Source organism: Enterobacter sp. DSM 30060, assembly GCF_013375955.1.
In the GTDB taxonomy this organism is placed as follows: Bacteria; Pseudomonadota; Gammaproteobacteria; order Enterobacterales; family Enterobacteriaceae; genus Enterobacter; species Enterobacter intestinihominis.
Genome location: NZ_CP056118.1, coordinates 2,655,490 through 2,681,881 on the forward strand (window position 1 = coordinate 2,655,490; position 26,392 = coordinate 2,681,881).

Here is a 26,392-nt window from a genome sequence, read left to right on the forward strand (position 1 = left end):
CTCATTTAAGCAATATCAGCGCCTTGATAACGGGGTGCCACCACCTCGTAACAGCCTTTTGCTGCGGTTTTCGCTACAATGTACGCCTGATTCGAAAGGAGTTCTCTCATGGCGCTGAAAGCGACAATTTATAAAGCTGTGGTCAATGTGGCGGATCTTGACCGTAACCAGTTTCTGGATGCGTCATTGACGCTGGCGCGTCACCCTTCTGAAACCCAGGAGCGCATGATGCTGCGCCTGCTGGCGTGGATTAAGTATGCCGACGAGCGTCTGCAATTTACCCGTGGTTTAAGCGCGGAAGATGAACCGGAAGCCTGGCTGCGCAACGATCATCTGGGTATCGATTTATGGATTGAGCTTGGCCTGCCGGATGAACGCCGGATCAAAAAGGCGTGCACCCAGTCAGCTGAAGTGGCGTTGTTTGCCTACAACCAGCGCGCGGCGGAGATCTGGTGGCAGCAAAACAAAAATAAATGTGCGCAGTTCAAAAATCTTACCGTCTGGTATCTGGACGATGAACAACTGGCACAGCTGAGCGCATTCGCCAGCCGGACAATGGCGCTTCAGGCAACGATTCAGGACGGCGCCATCTGGCTTTCCGATTCTCAGAATAATCTGGAAATTCATCTCACGGCCTGGCAGCCCGTATCATGATTGAGTTGTCCCGAAACGTCAGCATCCCTGATCACGAGCTGGAGATCACCGCCATCCGTGCTCAGGGCGCAGGGGGGCAGCACGTTAACAAGGCCTCAACGGCTATCCATTTGCGCTTTGACATCCGGGCCTCCAGCCTGCCAGAGTATTATAAAGAAAGCCTGCTCGCCGCCAGCCATCATCTGATCACCAGTGAAGGTGTGATTGTGATTAAAGCGCAGGAATATCGCAGCCAGGAAATGAACCGGGAAGCGGCACTTTCCAGACTGGCGGCGGTCATAAAAGAGCTGACGGCTGTACAAAAAAGTCGCCGGGCAACACGTCCAACGCGGGCATCGAAAGAACGTCGGTTGTCATCGAAGGCGCAGAAATCCACCGTAAAGTCACTGCGTGGCAAAGTCCGTCACCCGTAATGTGACGAAAGGGACACACTTTTTCATAAGGAATGTATTGTGAAAAAAGCATTATTATCAGCGCTGGCCGTGACAAGCCTGTTCGCGCTTTTTGGCTGTAACAACCGTTCAGAAACACAGGTACTACAGCCAACGCAAAACGAAGAATTGAAGCCGATGCAGCAGAGCTGGCGCGGCGTATTGCCATGTGCAGATTGTGAAGGCATCGAAACCTCTCTGTTCCTGCAAAAAGATGGCACTTGGGTGATGAACCAGCGCTATCAGGGGGCGAAAGAGCCGTCTTCTTTTGCAACATACGGAACATGGGCGCGTACGGCTGAAAAGCTGGTATTGACTGATACCACGGGCGATAAAACGTATTTCCGCGCCAAAGGCGAGGGGATGGAGATGCTCGATCGCGAAGGCAATCCGATTGAATCCCAGTTCAACTACACGCTGGCCCCGGTAAAAGCGACCCTGCCTGCAACCCCAATGGCGATGCGAGGGATGTATTTCTACATGGCGGATGCGGCAATCTTCACTGACTGTGCAACCGGGAAGAAAGTCAGCGTGGCGAACAATGCCCAGCTGGAGCGTGACTATGCCGTCGCGCGCGGTAACGACAGCAAACCAGTGTTGCTGACGGTTGAAGGGCATTTTACGCTGGAGCCAAACCCCGATAGCGGTGAGCTGGTGAAAACGCTGGTGGCAGATAAAGACGCGAAGTTTGCTGCGGGTAAAGACTGCGAAAGCAAATAAGTTATAGCCATTAAAAAACCCCGCACTGGCGGGGTTTTTTTGTTTCTTAGCCTTTGATGGCTTTCACCAGGTAATCAAGAATGTCGCCCGTCTTGATCATCTGTTTTTCGCCGTTGCGACGGTACTTGTATTCAATCTCATCGCTGTCGAGGTTACGGTCGCCGATGACGATGGTGTGTGGAATACCGATCAGTTCCATATCAGCAAACATCACGCCAGGACGCTCTTTACGGTCATCCATCAGCACGTCGATACCTTTCGCGCTCAGCTCAGCGTAGAGTTTCTCTGCCAGCTCCTGCACGCGGTAAGACTTGTGCATGTTCATTGGCAGGATCGCCACCTGGAACGGCGCGATGTTATCCGGCCAGACGATTCCGCGTTCGTCATAGTTCTGCTCGATAGCGGCCGCAACAACGCGCGTTACCCCAATGCCGTAGCAGCCCATGGTCAGAACCTGGTTACGACCATCTTCGCCCTGAACGGCAGCGTTCATTGCGCGCGAGTACTTATCGCCCAGCTGGAAGATGTGGCCTACTTCGATACCGCGTTTGATCATCAGGGTACCCTTGCCGTCCGGGCTTGGATCGCCTGCGACCACGTTACGGATGTCAGCCACTTCCGGCGTCGCCACGTCACGATCCCAGTTGATGCCGAAGTAGTGTATACCGTCGATGTTTGCGCCCGCAGCGAAGTCGCTCATCGCCGCAACGGTGCGGTCAATCACTACAGGAACAGGCATATTCACCGGACCCAGAGAACCTGGGCCTGCGTTCACCACGGCGCGGATTTCGGCTTCCGTCGCGAAGGTCAGCGGGCTGGCAACCTGCGGCAGCTTCTCGGCTTTCACTTCGTTCAGCTCGTGATCGCCACGGACCAGCAGGGCTACCAGCGGGTAAGCGCTGCCTTCAGCCGATTTCACCAGCAGGGTTTTCACGGTTTTTTCGATCGGCAGATTAAACTGTTCAACCAGCTCGGCGATGGTTTTCGCGTTTGGCGTATCAACCAGCGTCATCTCTTGCGTTGCCGCGCCGCGTGGTTCTTTTGGTGCCAGCGCTTCTGCGAACTCAATGTTGGCGGCGTAATCAGAGGAGTCAGAGAAAATTACATCGTCCTCGCCGCTCTGCGCCAGAACCTGGAATTCATGAGAGGCGCTACCGCCGATTGAACCGGTATCAGCCTGTACAGCACGGAAATCCAGCCCCATGCGGGAGAAGATTTTGCTGTAGGCCGCGTACATTTTGTCGTAGGTCTCTTGCAGTGATTCCTGAGAAGTATGGAAAGAGTAGGCATCTTTCATCAGGAATTCGCGAGAGCGCATCACGCCAAAGCGTGGGCGCACTTCGTCACGGAACTTGGTTTGGATCTGGAAGAAGTTCAGCGGCAGCTGTTTGTAAGAGCTCAGCTCGTTACGGATCAGATCGGTGATCACTTCTTCATGCGTTGGGCCGAGAACGAATGGACGATCGCCACGATCGGCAATACGCAGCAGTTCAGGACCGTACTGCTCCCAGCGACCGCTCTCCTGCCACAGTTCAGAAGGCTGAACGACCGGCATTAACACCTCGATAGCACCGGCGTTGTTCATCTCTTCACGCACGATGTTTTCGACTTTTTTCAGGACGCGCACGCCGGTCGGCAGCCAGGTGTATAACCCGGAGGCCAGCTTGCGGATCATCCCGGCGCGCAGCATCAGCTGGTGGCTGATCACCTCGGCGTCGGCAGGTGTCTCCTTCAGAGTGGAGAGCAGATATTGGCTAGTACGCATGTTGTTACGGTTCCATTTCGACGATTGGAACAGGCTGAAACACCAGCCTGACACAAAAAAAGTGGTTTAGTTTACCAGTGTGGCAAAGATGCCAAAAGAGAGGAGAACAAAATTACCTGGGTTCCAGGGCAAACACTTCAAAACCTGCATCAGTTACGCGCCAGCGCACGTTAAAGTCCAGCAGCCAGACGGCGTACGTTTTTCCGGCGTCTTCCTCTTTGCGGTAGGCGGGACGAGGGTCCTGCGCCAGGACTTCGACGATAAAGTCACGCAGACGAGGATAGCGCTTTTCCAGCTGGCTGATTTGCGTCGTTATTTCAGATGTGAAGTAAACCGGCATCTCTGCCTGTGGGGCGTCCTGAGCATAGCTTGCACGGGCATCCGGCAGCGCTTCGGCGAAGGGCAGGTAAGGTTTAATATCGATGACCGGCGTACCATCAACCAGGTCAAGGCTACCTAACTCCAGGATCACCCGATCTTTCTGACAGCGTATCCCTTTCAGTTCGACCAGCGACATCCCGACTGGATTCGGTCGGAACGTTGAGCGGGTGGCAAAAACTCCCATTCTGGCATTTCCGCCCAGACGAGGAGGACGCACGGTAGGACGCCAGCCGCCTTCCATGGTCTGGTGAAACACAAACACCACCCATAAATGGCTGAATGCCTCAAGCCCGCGCACTGCATCGGCCTGATTATACGGCGCGACAAGATGCAGCTCGCCGCCGCCGTTAAGGACCAGTCCCGGCTGACGCGGCACGGCGAACTTTTCTTTATAAGGGGAGCGGATAACGCCTATCGGCTCGAACTGAAATGAACTCATTTCGCCGTGATGTTAAGCGCAGAACCGATACATACCGCCTGACGGTAGCAGCCCGGCGTACCACTGGTGACCTCGCAACTGTGCAGCAGCACCGCGTTGGCTTTCATTTTCGACGCGTTGATTTGCATACGCTTGCGGGCTGTTGGGATATTTGGAGGGGAGTCCTGATTCGTTGCCTGGCAGGATTCGCCGCTCACTTCGCCCAGTTCACGGAATGGCTTACCGACCAGCTCGTCGGCTTTAGTAATAATACGTACCGGCGCAGCGCGAGGCGCTTTCGGTTTTGCTGGCTCCGCTTTTGGCGGGGTTGCAGTGCTTTGAACGGGTTCAACAGGAGATCTGCTTAGCATAGAACAGCCGCTCAGCATCAGTGCTAAAAGACAGATCGGTAAAGCACGCATAATAGTTCCTCAGTGGATAATCAAAACGTCAGATATTGAAGCAGTTGACCGCACAAATGACAAGACGGGCAAATGCCCGTCTTGATGATATTACACTGAGGTGAGATTACCAGCCTTTAACCGCGCCGCCGTTAAACACCTTATTGGCTTCCTGGTAAACTTCTTCAGACTGATATGCCTGCAGGAATTTCTTCACGTTTTCCGCGTCCTTGTTGTCTTCGCGAGTCACGATCAGGTTGACGTACGGGGAATCTTTGTCTTCAACAAAGATGCCATCTTTCGCAGGGGTCAAACCGATCTGGCTGGCGTAAGTGGTGTTGATAACGGCCAGCGCGATCTGTGCATCGTCCAGAGAACGTGGCAGCTGAGGGGCTTCCAGCTCAACAATTTTCAGATTTTTCGGGTTTTCGGTCACGTCCAGAACGGTCGGCAACAGGCCAACACCTTCTTTCAGTTTAATCAGGCCCACTTTCTGGAGCAGAAGCAGCGAACGGCCAAGGTTGGTTGGGTCGTTAGGGACGGCAACCTGTGAACCCGGCTGGAGTTCATCCAGAGATTTAATTTTCTTGGAATAACCGGCAATCGGGTAAACGAAGGTGTTACCGACAGCAACCAGCTTGTAGCCGCGATCTTTGATCTGTTGATCCAGGTACGGTTTATGCTGGAAGGCGTTAGCGTCAATGTCGCCTTTGCTCAGCGCTTCGTTCGGCAGAACGTAATCGTTGAAGGTCACCAGCTCAACGTCCAGGCCATATTTTTCTTTCGCGATTTTCTGCGCGGCCTCAGCAACCTGCTGCTCTGCACCGACGATAACGCCTACTTTGATGTGGTTCGGATCTTTTTCGTCCTGACCGCAACCCACCAGTGCCAGCGAACCAATCAGTGCGCCTACTGCTGCAAAGGTCTTAAATTTAAACGCCATGTTATATCCTTAACTCGTCGAGTTTGTGTTGTTTGTAACGTTATTTATGCGTAACAGCCCGGACGATACGATCGCCAGAGAATTGGATTAAGTAAACCAGCACAACCAGCAATACCAGAACGGTATTCATTACGGTAGCGTTATAGCCAATATAGCCGTACTGATATCCAATCTGCCCTAAACCGCCAGCACCCACGGCGCCGCCCATCGCGGAATAACCGACCAGGGTGATAAGCGTGATGGTTGCTGCATTCACCAGCCCAGGCAGCGCCTCAGGCAGCAGAACTTTGCGAACGATCTGCATTGGCGTCGCACCCATAGCGCGGGAAGCTTCAATCAGGCCTGTTGGGATTTCCAGCAGGGCGTTTTCCACCATACGGGCGATAAACGGCGCGGCGCCTACGGTTAGCGGGACAATTGCCGCCTGCAAACCAATCGACGTCCCGACAATAACGCGTGTAAACGGAATCATCCACACCAGCAGGATAATAAACGGTATAGAACGGAAAATGTTCACCAGCGCAGAGAGCGTGCGATACAGCTTCGCGTTTTCAATAATTTGACCCGGGCGCGTGACGTACAGCAGTACGCCGACCGGCAGCCCAATCACAAAACCAAAAAAGCCCGATACGAAGGTCATTGCCAGCGTTTCCCAAACGCCGCGAACCAGTAGCCACATCATCGGCTCAGACATAACCCAGCACCTCTACTTTTACGTGATGTTCTTGCAGCCAGGCAATTGCCGCCTGGGTTTCTTCCTGTGTGCCGTGCATTTCCGTCAGCATAATGCCGAACTTCACGCCACCGGCGTAGTCCATCTGCGCGCTAATAATGTTGTTATTCACGTTAAAGCGACGCGCGGTTTCGGACAGCAGCGGTGCGTCAACGGACTGGCCCGTGAACTCCATGCGCAGCATCGGGACGCTGTCAGGCGTTGCGTCTGTTTTTAAACGTTCCAGATAATCTTCCGGAATATCCAGATGCAGTGTGGACTGAATGAACTGCTGAGCCAGAGGCGTTTTCGGGTGCGAGAAGACTTCGCTGACCGTGTCCTGCTCAATCAGCTCACCGTTGCTGATGACGGCGACGCAGTCACAGATACGCTTCACCACGTCCATTTCGTGCGTAATAAGGAGGATAGTCAGGCCCAGACGACGGTTAATGTCTTTCAGCAGTTCCAGGATAGAACGCGTGGTGGCCGGATCTAACGCGCTGGTGGCTTCATCACACAGCAGCACTTTTGGGTTGCTTGCCAGCGCGCGAGCGATTGCTACACGCTGCTTTTGCCCGCCTGAGAGGTTGGCCGGGTAGCTGTCATGCTTATCACCCAGCCCAACCAGATCCAGCAGTTCGGTGACGCGTCGGGTAACCTCTTCTTTTGGTGTGTTATCCAGCTCCAGCGGCAACGCCACGTTTCCAAAAACCGTGCGTGAGGCCAGCAGGTTAAAGTGCTGGAAAATCATGCCAATCTGGCGACGCGCTTTGGTGAGTTCTTTCTCTGAGAGAGCGGTAAGCTCCTGGCCGCCAACTTCTACGCTGCCCTGGGTCGGGCGCTCAAGCAGGTTAACACACCGGATCAGCGTACTTTTACCCGCACCCGATGCGCCAATGACGCCATAAATCTGACCAGCAGGCACATTCAGGCTGACGTTGTTCAGCGCCTGAATGGTTCGGTTCCCCTGCTGGAACACTTTGGTGATATTGGAAAGTTTAATCATTAGATTATTTTTATCGTATGTAAGTTAGCCGTGGCATTTTCTTCTGCCAGATACGGGGAATGACCGTAAACAAAATGGATGTTAAGGCATCCAGACGTCTAAATCAATCCACCTCTGTGCGATGAGCACTTTATTGCGCTGCGATTCATGAGATACTAGCTGAACAAGCCTTTTTCAGGAGCAAACCGGTGGCAAAATCTGTACCCGCAATTTTTCTCGATCGTGACGGCACAATTAATGTGGATCACGGTTACGTCCATGAGATTGATGAGTTCGAATTTATCGAGGGCGTAATAGATGCCATGCGCCAGCTGAAAGAGATGGGCTATGCGCTGGTGGTGGTAACTAATCAGTCCGGTATCGCCCGGGGTAAATTCTCCGAAGCGCAGTTCGAGACGCTGACGGAATGGATGGACTGGTCTCTGGCCGATCGTGGCGTCGATCTTGATGGCATCTATTATTGTCCGCATCATCCACAGGGAACAGTAGAAGCGTATCGTCAGGCATGTGATTGCCGTAAGCCACACCCGGGCATGTTTATCTCTGCACAGGAATTCCTGCACATTGATATGGCCGCGTCTTTTATGGTGGGCGATAAACTGGAGGATATGCAGGCAGCGGCGGCGGCGGGTGTGGGAACCAAAGTATTAGTGCGGACCGGTAAACCAGTCACCCCAGAAGCAGAAAATGCAGCTGACTGGGTGATAACTAGTCTGGCAGATCTGCCAAAAGAGATTAAAAAGCACCAAAAATAGACGTTTTGGTGAAAAGGTGAGCGGTTGAAATAAAAATGCATTTTTCCGCTTGTCATTCCTCGGCGGCTCCCTATAATGCGCCTCCATCGACACGGCGGATGTGAATCACTTCACAGACAACCCGGTCGGTTGAAGAGAAAAAATCCTGAAATAACGGGTTGACTCTGAAAGAGGAAAGCGTAATATACGCCACCTCGCGACAGAGCGCTGAAGCGCGTCGCAACTGCTCTTTAACAATTTATCAGACAATCTGTGTGGGCACTCAAAGTGACATGGATTCTTAATGTCTTCGGACACTAAATGAATACCAAGTCTCAACGAGTGAACACGTAATTCATTACGAAGTTTAATTCATTGAGCATCAAACTTTTAAATTGAAGAGTTTGATCATGGCTCAGATTGAACGCTGGCGGCAGGCCTAACACATGCAAGTCGAACGGTAACAGGAAGCAGCTTGCTGCTTTGCTGACGAGTGGCGGACGGGTGAGTAATGTCTGGGAAACTGCCTGATGGAGGGGGATAACTACTGGAAACGGTAGCTAATACCGCATAACGTCGCAAGACCAAAGAGGGGGACCTTCGGGCCTCTTGCCATCGGATGTGCCCAGATGGGATTAGCTAGTAGGTGGGGTAACGGCTCACCTAGGCGACGATCCCTAGCTGGTCTGAGAGGATGACCAGCCACACTGGAACTGAGACACGGTCCAGACTCCTACGGGAGGCAGCAGTGGGGAATATTGCACAATGGGCGCAAGCCTGATGCAGCCATGCCGCGTGTATGAAGAAGGCCTTCGGGTTGTAAAGTACTTTCAGCGGGGAGGAAGGCGACAGGGTTAATAACCCTGTCGATTGACGTTACCCGCAGAAGAAGCACCGGCTAACTCCGTGCCAGCAGCCGCGGTAATACGGAGGGTGCAAGCGTTAATCGGAATTACTGGGCGTAAAGCGCACGCAGGCGGTCTGTCAAGTCGGATGTGAAATCCCCGGGCTCAACCTGGGAACTGCATTCGAAACTGGCAGGCTAGAGTCTTGTAGAGGGGGGTAGAATTCCAGGTGTAGCGGTGAAATGCGTAGAGATCTGGAGGAATACCGGTGGCGAAGGCGGCCCCCTGGACAAAGACTGACGCTCAGGTGCGAAAGCGTGGGGAGCAAACAGGATTAGATACCCTGGTAGTCCACGCCGTAAACGATGTCGACTTGGAGGTTGTGCCCTTGAGGCGTGGCTTCCGGAGCTAACGCGTTAAGTCGACCGCCTGGGGAGTACGGCCGCAAGGTTAAAACTCAAATGAATTGACGGGGGCCCGCACAAGCGGTGGAGCATGTGGTTTAATTCGATGCAACGCGAAGAACCTTACCTACTCTTGACATCCAGAGAACTTAGCAGAGATGCTTTGGTGCCTTCGGGAACTCTGAGACAGGTGCTGCATGGCTGTCGTCAGCTCGTGTTGTGAAATGTTGGGTTAAGTCCCGCAACGAGCGCAACCCTTATCCTTTGTTGCCAGCGGTTAGGCCGGGAACTCAAAGGAGACTGCCAGTGATAAACTGGAGGAAGGTGGGGATGACGTCAAGTCATCATGGCCCTTACGAGTAGGGCTACACACGTGCTACAATGGCGCATACAAAGAGAAGCGACCTCGCGAGAGCAAGCGGACCTCATAAAGTGCGTCGTAGTCCGGATTGGAGTCTGCAACTCGACTCCATGAAGTCGGAATCGCTAGTAATCGTGGATCAGAATGCCACGGTGAATACGTTCCCGGGCCTTGTACACACCGCCCGTCACACCATGGGAGTGGGTTGCAAAAGAAGTAGGTAGCTTAACCTTCGGGAGGGCGCTTACCACTTTGTGATTCATGACTGGGGTGAAGTCGTAACAAGGTAACCGTAGGGGAACCTGCGGTTGGATCACCTCCTTACCTTAAAGAACCTGCCTTTGTAGTGCTCACACAGATTGTCTGATGAAAAACAGCAGTAAAAAATCTCTGCAGGCTTGTAGCTCAGGTGGTTAGAGCGCACCCCTGATAAGGGTGAGGTCGGTGGTTCAAGTCCACTCAGGCCTACCAAACTCCTTTTAAAGGATGAGCGGTACAGAGATTACAAACGATGGGGCTATAGCTCAGCTGGGAGAGCGCCTGCCTTGCACGCAGGAGGTCTGCGGTTCGATCCCGCATAGCTCCACCATCCTTTACTGCGAACACAAGAAAACTTCAGAGTGAACCTGAAAAGGTGCACTGCGAAGTTTTGCTCTTTAAAAATCTGGATCAAGCTGAAAATTGAAACGACACACAGCTCATGTGTGTTCGAGTCTCTCAAATTTTCGCAATCAGAAGATGAAACATCTTCGGGTTGTGAGGTTAAGCGACTAAGCGTACACGGTGGATGCCCTGGCAGTCAGAGGCGATGAAGGACGTGCTAATCTGCGAAAAGCGCCGGCGAGGTGATATGAACCTTTGACCCGGCGATGTCCGAATGGGGAAACCCAGTGCAATCCGTTGCACTATCGTTAACTGAATACATAGGTTAACGAGGCGAACCGGGGGAACTGAAACATCTAAGTACCCCGAGGAAAAGAAATCAACCGAGATTCCCCCAGTAGCGGCGAGCGAACGGGGAGCAGCCCGGAGTCTGAATCAGCTTGTGTGTTAGTGGAACGGTCTGGAAAGTCCGACGGTACAGGGTGATAGTCCCGTACACGAAAGCACACATGCTGTGAACTCGAAGAGTAGGGCGGGACACGTGGTATCCTGTCTGAATATGGGGGGACCATCCTCCAAGGCTAAATACTCCTGACTGACCGATAGTGAACCAGTACCGTGAGGGAAAGGCGAAAAGAACCCCGGCGAGGGGAGTGAAAAAGAACCTGAAACCGTGTACGTACAAGCAGTGGAAGCCTCTTTATGGGGTGACTGCGTACCTTTTGTATAATGGGTCAGCGACTTATATTCTGTAGCAAGGTTAACCGTATAGGGGAGCCGAAGGGAAACCGAGTCTTAACTGGGCGTTAAGTTGCAGGGTATAGACCCGAAACCCGGTGATCTAGCCATGGGCAGGTTGAAGGTTGGGTAACACTAACTGGAGGACCGAACCGACTAATGTTGAAAAATTAGCGGATGACCTGTGGCTGGGGGTGAAAGGCCAATCAAACCGGGAGATAGCTGGTTCTCCCCGAAAGCTATTTAGGTAGCGCCTCGTGAACTCATCTTCGGGGGTAGAGCACTGTTTCGGCTAGGGGGCCATCCCGGCTTACCAACCCGATGCAAACTACGAATACCGAAGAATGTTATCACGGGAGACACACGGCGGGTGCTAACGTCCGTCGTGAAGAGGGAAACAACCCAGACCGCCAGCTAAGGTCCCAAAGTCATGGTTAAGTGGGAAACGATGTGGGAAGGCACAGACAGCCAGGATGTTGGCTTAGAAGCAGCCATCATTTAAAGAAAGCGTAATAGCTCACTGGTCGAGTCGGCCTGCGCGGAAGATGTAACGGGGCTAAACCATGCACCGAAGCTGCGGCAGCGACGCTTATGCGTTGTTGGGTAGGGGAGCGTTCTGTAAGCCGTCGAAGGTGTGCTGTGAGGCATGCTGGAGGTATCAGAAGTGCGAATGCTGACATAAGTAACGATAAAGCGGGTGAAAAGCCCGCTCGCCGGAAGACCAAGGGTTCCTGTCCAACGTTAATCGGGGCAGGGTGAGTCGACCCCTAAGGCGAGGCCGAAAGGCGTAGTCGATGGGAAACAGGTTAATATTCCTGTACTTGGTGTTACTGCGAAGGGGGGACGGAGAAGGCTATGTCAGCCGGGCGACGGTTGTCCCGGTTTAAGCATGTAGGCGGAGGTTCCAGGTAAATCCGGTACCTTGTTAACGCTGAGGTGTGATGACGAGGCACTACGGTGCTGAAGTGATAAATGCCCTGCTTCCAGGAAAAGCCTCTAAGCATCAGGTAACACGAAATCGTACCCCAAACCGACACAGGTGGTCAGGTAGAGAATACCAAGGCGCTTGAGAGAACTCGGGTGAAGGAACTAGGCAAAATGGTGCCGTAACTTCGGGAGAAGGCACGCTGATAGGTAGGTGAAGTCCCTGCGGACGGAGCTGAAATCAGTCGAAGATACCAGCTGGCTGCAACTGTTTATTAAAAACACAGCACTGTGCAAACACGAAAGTGGACGTATACGGTGTGACGCCTGCCCGGTGCCGGAAGGTTAATTGATGGGGTTAGCGGCAACGCGAAGCTCTTGATCGAAGCCCCGGTAAACGGCGGCCGTAACTATAACGGTCCTAAGGTAGCGAAATTCCTTGTCGGGTAAGTTCCGACCTGCACGAATGGCGTAATGATGGCCAGGCTGTCTCCACCCGAGACTCAGTGAAATTGAACTCGCTGTGAAGATGCAGTGTACCCGCGGCAAGACGGAAAGACCCCGTGAACCTTTACTATAGCTTGACACTGAACACTGGTCCTTGATGTGTAGGATAGGTGGGAGGCTTTGAAGCGTGGACGCCAGTCTGCGTGGAGCCAACCTTGAAATACCACCCTTTAATGGCTGGTGTTCTAACGTAGACCCGTAATCCGGGTTGCGGACAGTGTCTGGTGGGTAGTTTGACTGGGGCGGTCTCCTCCCAAAGAGTAACGGAGGAGCACGAAGGTTGGCTAATCCTGGTCGGACATCAGGAGGTTAGTGCAATGGCATAAGCCAGCTTGACTGCGAGCGTGACGGCGCGAGCAGGTGCGAAAGCAGGTCATAGTGATCCGGTGGTTCTGAATGGAAGGGCCATCGCTCAACGGATAAAAGGTACTCCGGGGATAACAGGCTGATACCGCCCAAGAGTTCATATCGACGGCGGTGTTTGGCACCTCGATGTCGGCTCATCACATCCTGGGGCTGAAGTAGGTCCCAAGGGTATGGCTGTTCGCCATTTAAAGTGGTACGCGAGCTGGGTTTAGAACGTCGTGAGACAGTTCGGTCCCTATCTGCCGTGGGCGCTGGAGAATTGAGGGGGGCTGCTCCTAGTACGAGAGGACCGGAGTGGACGCATCACTGGTGTTCGGGTTGTCATGCCAATGGCACTGCCCGGTAGCTAAATGCGGAAGAGATAAGTGCTGAAAGCATCTAAGCACGAAACTTGCCCCGAGATGAGTTCTCCCTGAGACCTTGAGTCTCCTGAAGGAACGTTGAAGACGACGACGTTGATAGGTCGGGTGTGTAAGCGCAGCGATGCGTTGAGCTAACCGATACTAATGAACCGTGAGGCTTAACCTTACAACGCCGAAGCTGTTTCGGCGAAGAGAGACAGACACGATTTTCAGCCTGATACAGATTAACAGAATTTGCCTGGCGGCTTTAGCGCGGTGGTCCCACCTGACCCCATGCCGAACTCAGAAGTGAAACGCCGTAGCGCCGATGGTAGTGTGGGGTCTCCCCATGTGAGAGTAGGGAACTGCCAGGCATCAAATTAAGTAGTAAGCCGGTGCATTAATCCGGTGGTTACAGAAGTATTCGGTGGAGCGGTAGTTCAGTCGGTTAGAATACCTGCCTGTCACGCAGGGGGTCGCGGGTTCGAGTCCCGTCCGTTCCGCCACTTATTAAAAGCCCTGAGCTAACGCTCAGGGCTTTTTTCTTATCTGTCGTTTTACTATTGCGAAATTAGCAAAAATCCTCTGCATTTTACGATCTTTTTCGACATAACAACCACAGCGATAATCCTCCTCAGTTTACGAACATAACGATTGAGGAATGATATGACTATCCCTGCACTGGGTCTGGGCACTTTTCGCCTGAAGGACGACGTTGTTATCGCATCTGTTAAAACCGCACTCGAGTTGGGCTATCGCGCTATTGATACGGCGCAGATTTATGACAACGAAGCTGCCGTAGGTCAGGCTATCGAGGAGAGCGGCGTACCGCGCCATGAGCTTTTCATCACCACCTAAATCTGGATTGAGAACCTCAGCAAAGACAAGCTGATCCTAAGCCTGAAGGAAAGTCTGAAAAAGCTGCGTACTGATTATGTTGATCTGACGCTGATCCACTGGCCATCACCTGGCGATGCCGTCTCCGTAGAAGAGTTCATGCAGGCGCTGCTGGAAGCAAAAGAGCAGGGCTTGACGCGTGAAATTGGTATCTCAAATTTCACTATCCCATTGATGGAAAAAGCCATTGCCGCAGTGGGTAAAGAGAATATTGCTACTAACCAGATTGAACTCTCTCCTTACCTGCAAAACCGCAAAGTTGTGGACTGGGCGAAACAGCATGGCATTCACATCACCTCGTACATGACGCTGGCATATGGTAAGGCCCTGAAAGATGAAGTGATTGCGCGCATCGCTGAAAAACACAATGCAACAGCTGCACAGGTGATCCTGGCATGGGCGATAGGTGAAGGATATGCCGTGATCCCGTCTTCAACCAAACGTGAAAACCTGGCAAGTAACCTGTTAGCGTGGGATCTCCAGCTCGATGATGAAGATAAAAAAGCGATCGCTGCACTGGAATGCAACGATCGTCTGGTCAGTCCCGAAGGGTTAGCACCTAACTGGGATTAATAAAACCCTCCCTCTGTACCCTTAAACCCTCACACAGCTCCTCCGGGAGCTGTTTTTATATGTTCGCTAAGGAAGTCGATAAAAGCGCGTATGCGCGTACTTACTGCTCTGTCACTGTAATACACCGCGCTAAAAGGCATCTCTACAGGTAAGCGTTTGTCAGCCATTAGCTCAACTAGCTGGCCCGCGGCTATTTCCTTATCAATCATATAGTCTGATAAACAGGCGATCCCGTTTCCTTCAAGACATAGCTGTTTCAGCGTTTCCCCGCTATTAGACGAAAGTCCGCAGGTGATCTCATGAAGTTGTCCGTCATGACAGGCCACGGGCCAGGTGTTCAGCGAGACAGGCTCCGTAAAGCCCAGGCAAAGGTGCTGCTTCAGCTCCTCAACGGTCTCAGGTTTGCCATGCTCTGCAATATATTGCGGTGACGCGATAATTTTGCGGTAGCTGGTGAACAGAGGGCGAGCGCGTAAACTTGAATCCGTCAGGGTTCCCGCGCGGATCGCCACGTCAACTTTACGCTCAATCAGGTTAATGAACGTCTCAGAGGAGACCAGAGACAGGGTCATCTCCGGGTAGCGTTCGCGGAAGGGTTTAATCAACGGCATCAGGAAATGCAGCACGACCGGCGTCGCCGCATCTATGCGCAGCAGCCCACGCGGCGTGCTGCGAGATTCCATGATTTCCGTTTCTGCTGCCGCCATCTCCTGCAAAACGGACTGCACGCGTCGAAAATAACGTTCACCTTCTTCCGTCAGGCTGAGCTGCCGCGTTGTTCTGTTGAGCAGACTCACCCCGAGCTTCATCTCCAGCTTTTTCACCGAGCGGCTGATGGCGGAGTTCGCCTGTCCGAGCTGTTCGGCAGCACGGCTGAAGCTGCCGCTTTCAACAACGGCAACGAAGACAGTCAGTTCTTCCGATGTGGCTTTCATTATTGCGTCACCTGCAAAATTCTATTGAGATTCTAACCATTTTTGTTATTTAAACACTGGCGCATACTGCCTGTCATCTTAATCCTGAAGAGACGGAGTATTTTATGCCACTGGCGCTTCTTGCCCTGACGATCAGTGCCTTCGCAATTGGCACGACCGAATTTGTTATTGTAGGACTTGTTCCTACCATTGCTGAACAACTCGCTATCTCGCTGCCTTCTGCCGGGCTGCTGGTATCTATTTACGCGTTAGGCGTCGCTGTTGGGGCGCCTGTGCTGACCGCACTGACTGGACGCTTTCCACGTAAACAACTGTTAGTTGCCCTGATGGTGCTCTTCACCGCTGGCAATATTCTGGCGTGGCAGTCACCGGATTACTCCACGCTGGTCATTGCCCGCCTGCTGACAGGCCTCGCGCACGGTGTCTTCTTCTCCATCGGTTCCACGATTGCAACCAGCCTGGTGCCAAAAGAGAAAGCGGCGTCAGCCATTGCGATTATGTTTGGTGGCTTAACCGTCGCGCTGGTCACCGGCGTGCCGTTAGGAACGTTTATCGGACAACATTTTGGCTGGCGTGAAACCTTCCTCGCGGTATCGCTGTTGGGCGTGATTGCTCTGGTAGCCAGCCTGCTGCTGGTGCCCTCCAGTATTCCGGGGCGCGCGAGCGTCAGCCTGAGCGATCAGGTTAAGGTTCTGACACACCCGCGCCTGCTGCTGATCTATGCCGTTACGGCCCTGGGTTATGGAGGTGTGTTCACTGCGTTCACCTTCCTTGCACCGATGATGCAGGAACTGGCTGGTTTTTCTCCGGGCGCGGTGAGCTGGATTTTACTGGGCTACGGTATCTCCGTCGCAATCGGCAATATCTGGGGCGGCAAGCTTGCGGATAAGCATGGTGCGGTACCGGCGCTGAAATTCATCTTCGCCGCCCTGGTTGCCCTGCTGATGATTTTCCAGTTCACCGCATCGATGCAATACGCCGCGCTGGTAACGGTGTTGGTTATGGGGATATTCGCTTTTGGTAACGTGCCGGGATTGCAGGTATATGTTGTGCAGAAAGCCGAACGTTATACGCCTAATGCGGTGGATGTCGCATCTGGGCTGAATATCGCCGCATTTAATATCGGTATCGCACTCGGTTCGGTTATCGGTGGGCAGGTGGTTGAACATGTTGGATTAACCCAAACGCCATGGATTGGTGCGGTAATTGTGCTTATCGCTTTCCTCCTTATTGGTCTCAGTGGACGGCTTGATAAACCCGCTCGCGTTGCACTTGGATAAGTATCAGTAAGTGCTTGCTTACAAAACTGGAAAGCGGTTTCTCAGTAATTGCGTTGAAAGTGTGACCTAAAATCCCTATAACATTAGAACCAGTCCGTTTTCCGGGCTGGTTCATGTTACAGAGGCCGTTTCCAAAAGTGCGAAAAAATACCTATGCCATGCGTTATGTTGCCGGAATGCCTGCGGAGAGGATCTTGCCTCCGGGGTCGTTTGCGAGCCTTAGCCAGGCATTACCAGCGGGCACTCCATTAAGCAGTGACGAAAAAATTCGCGTACTGGTGTGGAACATCTTTAAGCAACAGCGTGCGGAGTGGTTATCCGTACTTCAAAATTTTGGTAAAGATGCGCATCTGGTTCTGTTACAGGAGGCGCAAACCACGCCTGAACTGGTCAGGTTTGCAACGACGAACTATCTTGCAGCCGATCAGGTGCCTGCCTTTGTTCTGCCACAGCATCCTTCCGGGGTGATGACCCTTTCAGCCGCACATCCGGTCTATTGCTGCCCGCTGCGTGAACGTGAGCCGATCCTGCGTCTGGCAAAATCAGCGCTGGTCACGGTCTATCCGTTGCCCGACACCCGTCTGCTGATGGTGGTAAACATTCATGCGGTGAACTTCAGCCTGGGTGTTGATGTGTACAGTAAGCAGTTACTTCCCATCGGCGATCAGATTGCTCATCACAGTGGGCCGATCATTATGGCCGGGGACTTCAATGCCTGGAGCCGTCCGCGTATGAACGCGTTGTACCGCTTCGCGCGTGAAATGTCGCTGCGTGAAGTTCGTTTTAACGATGACCAGCGCAAGAAAGCGTTTGGTCGTCCTCTCGATTTTGTCTTCTATCGGGGTTTAAGCGTGCACGACGCCTCCGTTCTGGTGACGCGCGCCTCCGATCATAATCCTCTACTAGTTGAATTCAGTCCCGGCAAACCTGATAAATAATGGTGCGTCAGGTCTGCCGTGGGGCAGGCCTGTGCGGGTGCTGCCCTTTATTTTTTAACCCATAAAAGGACAGCAACATGACAACAACACACTCCCATCATGACAACGTCGAAAAACAGTTTGGTTCTCAGGCAAGTGCCTACCTGAGCAGTGCCGTACATGCCTCTGGCCGCGATCTGGTACGTCTCGGCGAACGGCTCGCCGCGTTTCCTGACGCGCACGTGCTGGACTTAGGCTGCGGAGCGGGGCACGCCAGTTTTACCGCCGCACAGCAGGTTGCTCAGGTGACGGCGTATGACTTATCGAGCCAGATGCTGGATGTGGTTGCTGAAGCGGCGAAAGCGAAAGGGCTGAATAACGTCACGACGCGACAGGGCTACGCTGAATCTTTACCCTTTGAGGATGCATCCTTTGAGGCTGTGATTAGCCGTTACTCTGCACACCACTGGCATGATGTGGGGCAGGCATTACGGGAAGTGAAACGCGTGCTCAAACCGGGCGGAATATTCATCATCATGGACGTGATGTCTCCCGGGCATCCGGTACGGAATATCTGGCTCCAGACGGTTGAAGCGCTGCGTGATACCTCGCACGTGCAAAACTACTCCAGTGGAGAGTGGCTTACGTTTATCACCGAAGCTGGCTTGATTTCACGCTCATTGATAACCGACCGTTTGCCGCTGGAGTTCACGTCATGGATTGCACGGATGCGCACACCGGAGGCATTAACTCAGGCGATCCGATTGTATCAGGAGATTGCCTCTGCTGATGTCAAGGCGTACTTTGAATTGCATGACGATGGTTCGTTTACCAGCGACACCATTATGGCTGAAGCGCAAAAAGCGGGATAAACAAAAAAGGCACCGAGGGGAATCGGTGCCTTTTTAATAAGCGATCGTACTATCAGGAATCTGGCGTAGCGCTGTTTTTCACAAACAACGTCAGCTGGTCGCCAGGTTGCAGGTTGTCAGTATCGTTGTTCCAGCGCATCACATCTTTGATGTTTACGCCGTGACGCTTAGCAATACTGGACAGCGAGTCGCCTTTACGTACGCGATAGGTAATGCTATCGCTGTTTTTAGCGAGACGCTGTGCGCTGCTACCTGCACCTACGGTCAGCGTTTGACCCACTTTCAGACCGGATCCGCGCAGATTATTCCACTGCTGGAGATCTTTCGTATTCACGCCAAGACGTGATGCAATACCTGAAAGCGTATCACCTGAACGCACCTTATAGCTGCGGCTGCTTACAGGCGACGTATCAGCAATCAGCGTAGACTGAACGGCTGCAATTTCACCCGAAGCTAAAGACTCACGTAACTGCTCCGCGTGTTTCTGCGGAACCATCACATAGCGCGGGCCGCTTGCACCCAGCGTGGAGCCTTTAACACCTGCATTAAAGGTTTTAAGCTTACTTACCGACATACCCGTCATATCGGCAACCTGTTGAATATCAACAGGGCTGCTGAGGCGGACACGCGCCAGTGCACGACTTTCGTCTGGTGTTGGCAGTTGTACACCGTAACGTTTGCTGTTCTTGAGAATGTCACTCAATGCCAGCATTTTCGGTACGTAAATCTTTGTTTCCTGTGGCAGTGAGAGCGACCAGAAGTCTGTGGATTTTCCACGCGCTTTATTCGCTTTCATTGCCTTCAGTACACGACCTTCACCACTGTTATACGCCGCGACAGTCAATAACCAGTCGCCGTCAAACATCTTGTTCAGACGTTGCATCATGTCGAGAGCGGCTGTCGTTGAAGCGACAACATCACGACGCGCATCGTAGTTGCGGGTCTGCTTTAAACCATAATTTCGCCCTGTGCTCGGAATGATCTGCCAGATGCCTGCTGCATTGGCGCCAGACGTCGCGTGCGGGTCAAAAGCGCTCTCCACTATGGGTAGTAGTACCAGTTCCATAGGCATGTTACGTTTCTTAACTTGCCCTGCTATCCAGTACATATACGGCTCTGCCCGTAATGTTACATCGTGGAGATAGCTCTTATTTCTCAAATACTTCTGTTTCTGTTCGCGAATCCGGCTGTTTTCCGGAATTCCCATCTTTAGCTCGTCGCCAATAGAGGCCCACAAGTCTTGTTCCTGCGCGAAGGATGTCCCATCGTCCAACCATCGCGCCTGACTTGTAAACTTCCCTGCTTCCCCTTGACCAGCCGCAGAAAGGCTCTGTGCGTGCTGTTGTACGTTGCTGCCGTTTTGTGACTGGCAACCTACAAGCAGGACAGAGGCGAGTAATATCGCTTTTGCCTTCATGTGTGTGTCAATAGTTGCTTAAAAGACGAGCGATGATAACGGCGAAATTTTGAAAAGGCAACCCGCAATTATCTGAAGTTATCTTTCTTTGACCTTAACCATGCAAATCGCGCTTCAGGTTGTAACAAATTTGTTTCTTGATTAATTTTATTAATTAAATCAACGTCATTCGTTCTTAAAAATAAATTTATTTGTCGCTCATTTTTCAGAATTACGGGGAGTGTTTTTTGGTTTTTTGCACGTAACTCCTTCACTTTCTGGTAATAATCCTGAATCGCCCGATCCTCTGGTAGTACGCTTGCAGCAAACTTCATATTCCCTAATGTATACTCATGTGCGCAACAAATTACGGTGTCGGCTGGCAGCGCATTAATTTTTTGTAAAGATTGATACATCTGTTCTGGCGTGCCTTCAAACAGCCTTCCACAGCCGCCGGAAAACAGCGTGTCGCCACAAAAAAGATAAGGTTTGCTGTAGAAACAGAGATGACCGGAAGTGTGACCTGGCGTAGCAAATACGGAAAACTCGCACCCGAGGATGAGGATACTTTCGCCTTCTTCGACAACTTGCGTCGTACCCTTATCCTGTGTCTCTGCTGGTCCGTAGACGGGAATATGGGGATAGCGCGCAAGGAGATCGGGAACACCCCCGACATGATCGTGATGGTGATGGGTAAGGAGGATCGCTTCAGGCTGCCAGTCGTTTTCTTCTATCGCGTGCAGGATCGGTACGGATTCGCCGGGATCAACAATGATGCATCTGCGATCGTCATCGACTAAAACCCAGATGTAATTGTCCTGAAAGGCGGAAATACTGATAAGATTCATGCATTACCTCTTATAGCGTGGCGGGTGTTTTGATGAAACCGGCAAGGATACCTCAGACTGTCGCACCACCGGAACGTTGGGCAGAGTTGCCCTGGGGTGAATATTATCGCGAGGCCTTAGAACTTCAGCTTAAACCCTGGCTCGCGAAAATGTATGGTTTTCACCTGCTTAAGATTGGCAATCTGAGCGCAGAAATCAATACCGAAAGCTGCGCTATCTCGCATCAGGTTAGCGTATCGCTTAATGGCTCCCCGGTTCAGGTGAAGGCTGATCCGCTGCATTTGCCTTTTGCGGAAAAATCCATTGATGCCTGTCTGCTCGCCCATACGCTGCCCTGGTGCAGCGATCCCCATCGTCTGCTGCGGGAAGCCGACCGCGTTTTGATTGATGACGGCTGGCTGATCCTGAGCGGTTTTAATCCGCTGAGTCTGATCGGGCTACGTAAACTGACGCCCGTTCTGCGCCGCACGGCGCCATATAACAGCCGGATGTTTACCATGATGCGCCAGCTGGACTGGCTTTCACTGTTAAATTTCGAAGTGCTGAGCTACGGGGGTTTTCAGGTCATCCCCTGGACGCGTAAAGGCGGGGTCTTATTAAGTACCCATTTACCCGCGCTGGGCTGCATGCAATTTATTGTCGCGCGTAAGAGGACGATCCCACTTACGCTCAACCCAATGAAGCAAAGCAAATCAAAAACGCGGATCCGCCAGACCGTGGGTGCCACGCGGCAGTACAAAAAACCGTGATCAGGATTCAGGTTGATAACCTGCATCCTCATGGGTTGGGTTTGATGCCGCCGCGCGAGCCAGCTCGTCACAGCGTTCGTTTTCAGGGTGACCGGCGTGCCCCTTTACCCACTCCCATTTGATTTCGTGCTGACCGAGGGCGGCATCAAGACGCTTCCAGAGATCGACATTCTTGACGGGTTTTTTCTCTGCCGTTTTCCAACCGCGCTTTTTCCAGTTGTGGATCCATTGGGTAATGCCCTGGCGAACATACTGGCTGTCGGTACTCAGCACCACGTCACAATGTTCTTTTAAGGCTTCCAGCGCCACGATGGCCGCCATCAACTCCATGCGGTTGTTGGTGGTCAGGAAATAGCCTTCACTAAATGTTTTTTCATGCTGGCGATAGCGCATAATGGCGCCATAGCCGCCGGGCCCTGGGTTACCGAGACAAGATCCATCGGTGAAAATTTCTACCTGTTTACGCATCTCTGGTAGACTTCCTGTATTTGAAACGTTCAGTAAAACGATAAGTCTGACATAAATGACCGCTATGAGCACTGCAATTACTCGCCAGATTGTTCTTGATACCGAAACCACCGGTATGAACCAGATTGGCGCCCACTACGAAGGGCACAAAATCATTGAGATTGGTGCCGTTGAAGTGGTGAACCGCCGTCTTACGGGCAACAACTTCCACGTTTACCTCAAACCCGATCGGCTGGTGGATCCGGAAGCGTTCGGCGTTCACGGGATTGCCGATGAGTTTTTGCTGGATAAGCCCACCTTCGCCGATGTCGCGGATGAATTTCTCGACTACATCAGAGGTGCGGAACTTGTCATTCATAACGCGTCGTTCGATATCGGCTTTATGGACTATGAGTTCAGCAAGCTCAACCGCGATATTCCAAAGACCAATACGTTCTGTAAAGTTACGGATAGCCTGGCGCTGGCAAGGAAGATGTTTCCCGGCAAGCGTAACAGCCTTGATGCCCTGTGCTCTCGCTATGAGATAGACAACACCAAGCGAACCCTGCACGGCGCATTGCTCGATGCCCAGATCCTGGCCGATGTTTACCTGACCATGACCGGCGGGCAAACGTCGATAAAATTCAGTATGGAAAATGAATCTCAGCAGACGCGGGATGAAGGCGGCATTCAGCGTGTCGTGCGCCAGGCTAATCGCCTGCGGGTTGTTTTAGCCAGTGATGAAGAGCTAATGAACCACGAATCTCGCCTCGATTTAGTGCAGAAGAAGGGCGGAAGCTGTCTGTGGCGTGGATGAAAAAAGGCGGAAACGTTTGTTAAATCGCCGTTTGGGTGATTTTTGCAGCAAACGATTCAAAACCTGAGAAAAAGCGTTGACGAGTTCAGAGGCAAACCGTAATATTCGCCTCGTTCCCCAAACGGGAACAGTGGAGCGGTAGTTCAGTCGGTTAGAATACCTGCCTGTCACGCAGGGGGTCGCGGGTTCGAGTCCCGTCCGTTCCGCCACTATTCAGAAAGCCTGAATCAGAAATGATTCAGGCTTTCGTCGTTTTATACCCCCTAAAAACTCACCTATTCTCATTCTATTTTCATTAACAAAAATTTAATAAACAAAGTGCAATTTATTAACAAATGCACATTATTGGTGCGTAATTTGCACTGTTATTGTGCATTATGTCTCCATCTCACCTTCTGCCCTCATTTTGATATGTAATAATTATGTAAAAATAATTCATAAGAAATCATTCAGTTACCTGTCATTCTTCAGAAAACTCATGAACCAATACGTTATTGGTTCGCTTATTGCTTAATCATTAGCACGATAAGTAGTTCGTCATATCAATAACTTATCGTTAATAAAAATAAAGTCATGATGAAAGCGAGCGAACCAATATGGAAAAACCTTCACGGGTTTTAGCAAATTCCAGCACCGCGCTTGACCAGTTGCGCGGGCTTATCAACCAGCACGAGTCAACACCAGGCACTCCGCTGCCCACTGAACGTGAGCTATCGGAAACACTCGGCGTAGGACGACGCGAAGTGCGTCGCGCGCTGGACGTGCTGGAAGAAGAAGGGCGGATCTGGCGCAAGCAGGGCAAAGGTACCTTCATTGGTCCGGCTGCCCCTGTTGAGCCGTTGGCGCTTCAGGGATTGGTTCAGCAAACCAACCTGCTGGAAGTCATGGAAGCTCGACTACAGCTCGAACCCGGCTTAGCCCGACTTGCGGCACTGCGTGCCACCAGGGAAAACCTCGCGCTCATGCAGCGCATGCTGGAACGCATTGACAAGGTCAGCCCGGATGACCGCGATCTTAACGAACTGTGGGATAGCGCCTTTCATCGCGCCATTGCGGAAGCAGCCGGCAACCGCCTGATGCTAGGGCTTTTCGATGCGATAGATGCCGTCCGCCGGGAGCCCGGCTGGCAGTATTTACGCGAGCTTGCCCGCACCCCCGAACGTGTCGACAACTACAACGACCACCATCACAACATCATGTCAGCGATTATTCATCGCCAGCCTAATGAAGCTGCGGCCGCCATGCGCGAACACCTGCTCAGCCTGCAAACCGCCCTGATTCAGGCCATCCACCTTGAGGACGATTCCACGCTATGACGACGATACCCTTTAAGGACTCCATGCCCGTACTGCGGCTGCAAAACCTCAACGTTAAATTCGCGGGCTCGCCGGTAAGCGTGCTCGAAGACATCTCGCTGACGGTAAGGGCGGGCGAAACGCTGGCGCTGGTGGGCGAGTCCGGCTGTGGTAAAAGCATCACTTCCCTGGCGCTGATGGGGTTATTGCCTGCCAGCGCCAGGATCGTCAGCGGGGAGATGCACTTCCGCCGCCACGATCTGCGCAAGCTCTCGCCGCGCGAGTATGCCAATCTGCGCGGCAGCGAGCTGGCGATGATATTCCAGGAGCCCATGACCTCGCTCAACCCGGCTTTCACGCTTGGCGATCAGCTCAGTGAAGCGGTGATGCGCCATCAAACGATCTCCCGGGCTGAGGCGATGACGGTTGCGCTACAGATCCTGGAGAAGGTGCAGATCCCGGCCGCAGAGATGCGCCTTAAGGTTTACCCGCATCAGCTTTCCGGCGGTATGCGCCAGCGCGTGATGATTGCGATGGCGCTGATAAACCATCCCAAATTACTGATCGCTGACGAACCCACTACCGCTCTGGACGTGACCATTCAGGCGCAAATTCTCGCTCTGCTCAATACCTTAAAAGAAGAAACGGGCACGGCGGTGCTGATGATCACCCACGATTTAGGCGTGGTGGCCGAAGTGGCACAGCAGGTGGCGGTGATGTATGCCGGCCAGGTAGTAGAGCAGGGAAGCGTCGAGGCGATATTTGCCGACCCGCAGCACCCGTACACAATTGGCCTGATGGGCTCGATCCCCTCCCTTGGCGTACGCAAGGGCCAGCTTTCCACCATTCCCGGATCGGTCCCGCTGCCGGAATCTATGCCTCAGGGCTGCCGCTTCGCCACCCGGTGTCCCTTCGCGCAGACGCGCTGTCATGCTGAAAAACCACCGCTCACTATGCTCGGCACGGGTCATCAGGTTGCCTGCTTCCGCGTGCCGCTGGAACAACACATTGTCCTGGGAGAAATTGCATGACCACGCCCATTCTTGAAGCCCGGGATCTGAGCAAGCTTTTCCCCAGCCCGAAAAAACTGTTTGCGCCGGCCCGCTTTGTCACGGCTGTTGACCGCGTTTCACTGTCGGTGCTGCCAGGCGAAACGCTGGCTATTGTCGGCGAATCAGGTTCCGGGAAATCCACCCTCGGCCGGCTGCTGCTGCGCCTGCTGGGCGCCAGCGAAGGGCGCGTATTTTATCAGGGTGAGGAGATCACCCACGCCTCAGGCGCACGTCTGAACCAGCTCCGGCGTGAGCTACAGATCATCTTTCAGGATCCCTTCGCCTCGCTGAACCCGCGCATGACGGTAGAACAGATTGTCGGTGAGCCGCTGTGGCTGCACCAGAACATGAAAAAAGCGGATCGCCAGTACCACGTCGCCGAGCTGCTCAGGACGGTCGGCTTGCCCGCGGCCTGGGCCGGACGTTATCCGCACGAATTTTCCGGTGGGCAGCGTCAGCGTATCGGCATTGCGCGCGCGCTGGCGTCAGGCCCAAAGCTGCTGCTGGGCGATGAACCGGTTTCCGCACTGGATGTTTCCGTCCAGGCACAGGTGGTCAATTTACTGGAAAGCCTGAAGCACCAGTTGGGGCTAACGATGGTGATCGTCGCCCACGGTCTGGCGGTTATCCGTCATATGAGCGACCGCGTGGCGGTGATGTATCTTGGGCAAATCGTCGAGCTGGCCACCGTCGACGATATCTTCGACGCGCCGCTGCATCCTTATACCCAGGCATTAATTGCCTCTGCGCCGCAAATGCAGCCAGGCGTAGCGCGGGATGCGCCGCTGTTGCAGGGTGATTTACCGAACCCGGCTAATCCGCCCTCCGGCTGCCGTTTCCACACCCGTTGCCCCTATGTTAGCGATGAATGTCGTCAGGTTGAGCCGATTCATCAGGTAATCGACGGCGGACGTCAGGTCGCCTGCCACCGCTGGCAGGAGATTAATCGCGATCGCAGCGTTATACAGATCGCACCGCCATCCGCCGCATTTTTGCGCCGCCGCGCGCTGTTTGAACACGCGGCTACTCACTCCTCCCTTCCTTCAAGGAACTCATGATA

At 53.0% G+C, this 26,392-nt stretch carries 22 protein-coding genes, 4 tRNA genes, 3 rRNA genes and 1 pseudogene; 20 read left to right on the forward strand and 10 right to left on the reverse strand.

The window, feature by feature from the left end:
* Positions 1-108: 108 nt before the first annotated feature.
* The 3 genes from HWQ15_RS12590 to nlpE are packed head-to-tail and all read left to right on the forward strand — an operon-like array spanning position 109 to position 1,805.
* Positions 109-654 (forward strand): YaeQ family protein, encoded by a 546-nt coding sequence (locus HWQ15_RS12590; protein ID WP_022647118.1) that lies wholly within the window; start codon positions 109-111, stop codon positions 652-654.
* Entirely contained in the window at positions 651-1,067 is a 417-nt protein-coding gene (gene arfB / locus HWQ15_RS12595; RefSeq protein WP_022647119.1) for an alternative ribosome rescue aminoacyl-tRNA hydrolase ArfB, read from the forward strand. The genes HWQ15_RS12590 and arfB overlap by 4 nt, the downstream gene beginning before the upstream one ends.
* Before the next feature lie 39 nt (positions 1,068-1,106).
* Entirely contained in the window at positions 1,107-1,805 is a 699-nt protein-coding gene (gene nlpE, locus HWQ15_RS12600) for an envelope stress response activation lipoprotein NlpE (RefSeq protein ID WP_006810026.1), read from the forward strand.
* A gap of 46 nt (positions 1,806-1,851) precedes the next feature.
* Here nlpE and proS read toward each other — a convergent pair whose 3' ends face one another.
* The 6 genes from proS to metN form a co-directional block, all read right to left on the reverse strand.
* On the reverse strand, positions 1,852-3,570 hold the full coding sequence (gene proS / locus HWQ15_RS12605; protein ID WP_063148790.1) for a proline--tRNA ligase: 1,719 nt from the start codon (positions 3,568-3,570) through the stop codon (positions 1,852-1,854).
* Positions 3,571-3,682: 112 nt separating this feature from the next.
* Positions 3,683-4,390, reverse strand: a complete 708-nt coding sequence (gene tsaA, locus HWQ15_RS12610) for a tRNA (N6-threonylcarbamoyladenosine(37)-N6)-methyltransferase TrmO (RefSeq protein WP_023299375.1) — start codon at positions 4,388-4,390, stop codon at positions 3,683-3,685.
* Positions 4,387-4,791 carry an Rcs stress response system protein RcsF gene (rcsF, locus tag HWQ15_RS12615; protein WP_003856133.1) on the reverse strand — a complete coding sequence of 135 codons (405 nt, stop codon included), beginning with the start codon at positions 4,789-4,791 and terminating at the stop codon, positions 4,387-4,389. The genes tsaA and rcsF overlap by 4 nt, the downstream gene beginning before the upstream one ends.
* A gap of 106 nt (positions 4,792-4,897) precedes the next feature.
* Positions 4,898-5,713 (reverse strand): methionine ABC transporter substrate-binding lipoprotein MetQ, encoded by an 816-nt coding sequence (gene metQ / locus HWQ15_RS12620; RefSeq protein ID WP_006810023.1) that lies wholly within the window; start codon positions 5,711-5,713, stop codon positions 4,898-4,900.
* A gap of 40 nt (positions 5,714-5,753) precedes the next feature.
* Positions 5,754-6,407: a methionine ABC transporter permease MetI gene (locus tag HWQ15_RS12625; RefSeq protein ID WP_003856130.1), complete on the reverse strand. Its 654-nt coding sequence runs from the start codon at positions 6,405-6,407 to the stop codon at positions 5,754-5,756.
* Complete coding sequence (gene metN, locus HWQ15_RS12630) at positions 6,400-7,431, reverse strand: methionine ABC transporter ATP-binding protein MetN (protein ID WP_063148791.1); 1,032 nt, start codon at positions 7,429-7,431, stop codon at positions 6,400-6,402. The genes HWQ15_RS12625 and metN overlap by 8 nt, the downstream gene beginning before the upstream one ends.
* A gap of 188 nt (positions 7,432-7,619) precedes the next feature.
* Between metN and gmhB the strand changes: the two genes are divergently transcribed.
* The 8 genes and pseudogenes from gmhB to dkgB all read left to right on the forward strand — a co-directional run bounded on the left by gmhB (position 7,620) and on the right by dkgB (position 14,724).
* Positions 7,620-8,186: a D-glycero-beta-D-manno-heptose 1,7-bisphosphate 7-phosphatase gene (gmhB, locus tag HWQ15_RS12635; protein ID WP_063148792.1), complete on the forward strand. Its 567-nt coding sequence runs from the start codon at positions 7,620-7,622 to the stop codon at positions 8,184-8,186.
* Between the two features lie 371 nt (positions 8,187-8,557).
* Positions 8,558-10,099: ribosomal RNA gene (locus HWQ15_RS12640) — 16S ribosomal RNA — on the forward strand.
* A 70-nt stretch (positions 10,100-10,169) separates the two neighbouring features.
* A tRNA-Ile gene (locus HWQ15_RS12645) sits at positions 10,170-10,246 on the forward strand.
* A gap of 42 nt (positions 10,247-10,288) precedes the next feature.
* Positions 10,289-10,364, forward strand: a tRNA-Ala gene (locus HWQ15_RS12650).
* Positions 10,365-10,535: 171 nt separating this feature from the next.
* Positions 10,536-13,441, forward strand: a 23S ribosomal RNA gene (locus HWQ15_RS12655).
* A gap of 71 nt (positions 13,442-13,512) precedes the next feature.
* Positions 13,513-13,628 (forward strand): 5S ribosomal RNA (gene rrf, locus HWQ15_RS12660).
* The 16S, 23S and 5S rRNA genes sit together here with 3 tRNA genes alongside, the layout of an rRNA operon.
* A 55-nt stretch (positions 13,629-13,683) precedes the next feature.
* Positions 13,684-13,760, forward strand: a tRNA-Asp gene (locus HWQ15_RS12665).
* A 160-nt stretch (positions 13,761-13,920) separates the two neighbouring features.
* Positions 13,921-14,724, forward strand: a pseudogene (dkgB, locus tag HWQ15_RS12670) (2,5-didehydrogluconate reductase DkgB).
* Between the two features lie 29 nt (positions 14,725-14,753).
* Here the strand turns inward: dkgB and yafC are convergent.
* Positions 14,754-15,659: a DNA-binding transcriptional regulator YafC gene (yafC, locus tag HWQ15_RS12675; protein ID WP_022647124.1), complete on the reverse strand. Its 906-nt coding sequence runs from the start codon at positions 15,657-15,659 to the stop codon at positions 14,754-14,756.
* 104 nt (positions 15,660-15,763) lie between these two features.
* Between yafC and HWQ15_RS12680 the strand changes: the two genes are divergently transcribed.
* The 3 genes from HWQ15_RS12680 (at position 15,764) to HWQ15_RS12690 (ending at position 18,728) form a co-directional block, all read left to right on the forward strand.
* Positions 15,764-16,939 carry an MFS transporter gene (locus HWQ15_RS12680; RefSeq protein ID WP_023305476.1) on the forward strand — a complete coding sequence of 392 codons (1,176 nt, stop codon included), beginning with the start codon at positions 15,764-15,766 and terminating at the stop codon, positions 16,937-16,939.
* Between the two features lie 137 nt (positions 16,940-17,076).
* Entirely contained in the window at positions 17,077-17,877 is an 801-nt protein-coding gene (locus HWQ15_RS12685) for an endonuclease/exonuclease/phosphatase family protein (protein WP_032621812.1), read from the forward strand.
* Between the two features lie 77 nt (positions 17,878-17,954).
* The gene (locus HWQ15_RS12690) at positions 17,955-18,728 is read left to right on the forward strand and encodes a class I SAM-dependent methyltransferase (RefSeq protein ID WP_063135990.1); all 774 of its coding nucleotides are present in this window, start codon (positions 17,955-17,957) and stop codon (positions 18,726-18,728) included.
* 52 nt (positions 18,729-18,780) lie between these two features.
* On the opposite strand, the gene mltD is transcribed toward HWQ15_RS12690, so the two are convergent.
* The gene (mltD, locus tag HWQ15_RS12695; RefSeq protein ID WP_022647128.1) at positions 18,781-20,145 is read right to left on the reverse strand and encodes a murein transglycosylase D; all 1,365 of its coding nucleotides are present in this window, start codon (positions 20,143-20,145) and stop codon (positions 18,781-18,783) included.
* 68 nt (positions 20,146-20,213) lie between these two features.
* Positions 20,214-20,972, reverse strand: coding sequence for a hydroxyacylglutathione hydrolase (gene gloB / locus HWQ15_RS12700; RefSeq protein WP_022647129.1), 759 nt, complete (start codon positions 20,970-20,972; stop codon positions 20,214-20,216).
* A 32-nt stretch (positions 20,973-21,004) separates the two neighbouring features.
* Here gloB and HWQ15_RS12705 point away from each other — a divergent pair, with 32 nt between their 5' ends.
* Positions 21,005-21,721: a class I SAM-dependent methyltransferase gene (locus tag HWQ15_RS12705; protein WP_023299381.1), complete on the forward strand. Its 717-nt coding sequence runs from the start codon at positions 21,005-21,007 to the stop codon at positions 21,719-21,721.
* On the opposite strand, the gene rnhA is transcribed toward HWQ15_RS12705, so the two are convergent.
* Positions 21,722-22,300: a ribonuclease HI gene (gene rnhA / locus HWQ15_RS12710; RefSeq protein WP_160840538.1), complete on the reverse strand. Its 579-nt coding sequence runs from the start codon at positions 22,298-22,300 to the stop codon at positions 21,722-21,724.
* On the opposite strand from rnhA, the gene dnaQ reads away from it, so the two are divergent.
* From dnaQ to HWQ15_RS12735, 5 genes are all read left to right on the forward strand, one after another.
* The gene (dnaQ, locus tag HWQ15_RS12715; protein ID WP_072201000.1) at positions 22,254-22,985 is read left to right on the forward strand and encodes a DNA polymerase III subunit epsilon; all 732 of its coding nucleotides are present in this window, start codon (positions 22,254-22,256) and stop codon (positions 22,983-22,985) included. The genes rnhA and dnaQ overlap by 47 nt on opposite strands.
* Positions 22,986-23,117: 132 nt before the next feature.
* Positions 23,118-23,194, forward strand: a tRNA-Asp gene (locus tag HWQ15_RS12720).
* 387 nt (positions 23,195-23,581) lie between these two features.
* The gene (locus HWQ15_RS12725) at positions 23,582-24,301 is read left to right on the forward strand and encodes a FadR/GntR family transcriptional regulator (RefSeq protein WP_023299382.1); all 720 of its coding nucleotides are present in this window, start codon (positions 23,582-23,584) and stop codon (positions 24,299-24,301) included.
* The gene (locus HWQ15_RS12730; protein ID WP_063149352.1) at positions 24,298-25,311 is read left to right on the forward strand and encodes an ABC transporter ATP-binding protein; all 1,014 of its coding nucleotides are present in this window, start codon (positions 24,298-24,300) and stop codon (positions 25,309-25,311) included. The genes HWQ15_RS12725 and HWQ15_RS12730 overlap by 4 nt, the downstream gene beginning before the upstream one ends.
* On the forward strand, positions 25,308-26,390 hold the full coding sequence (locus HWQ15_RS12735; protein WP_063216401.1) for an ABC transporter ATP-binding protein: 1,083 nt from the start codon (positions 25,308-25,310) through the stop codon (positions 26,388-26,390). The genes HWQ15_RS12730 and HWQ15_RS12735 overlap by 4 nt, the downstream gene beginning before the upstream one ends.
* Positions 26,391-26,392: the final 2 nt, after the last annotated feature.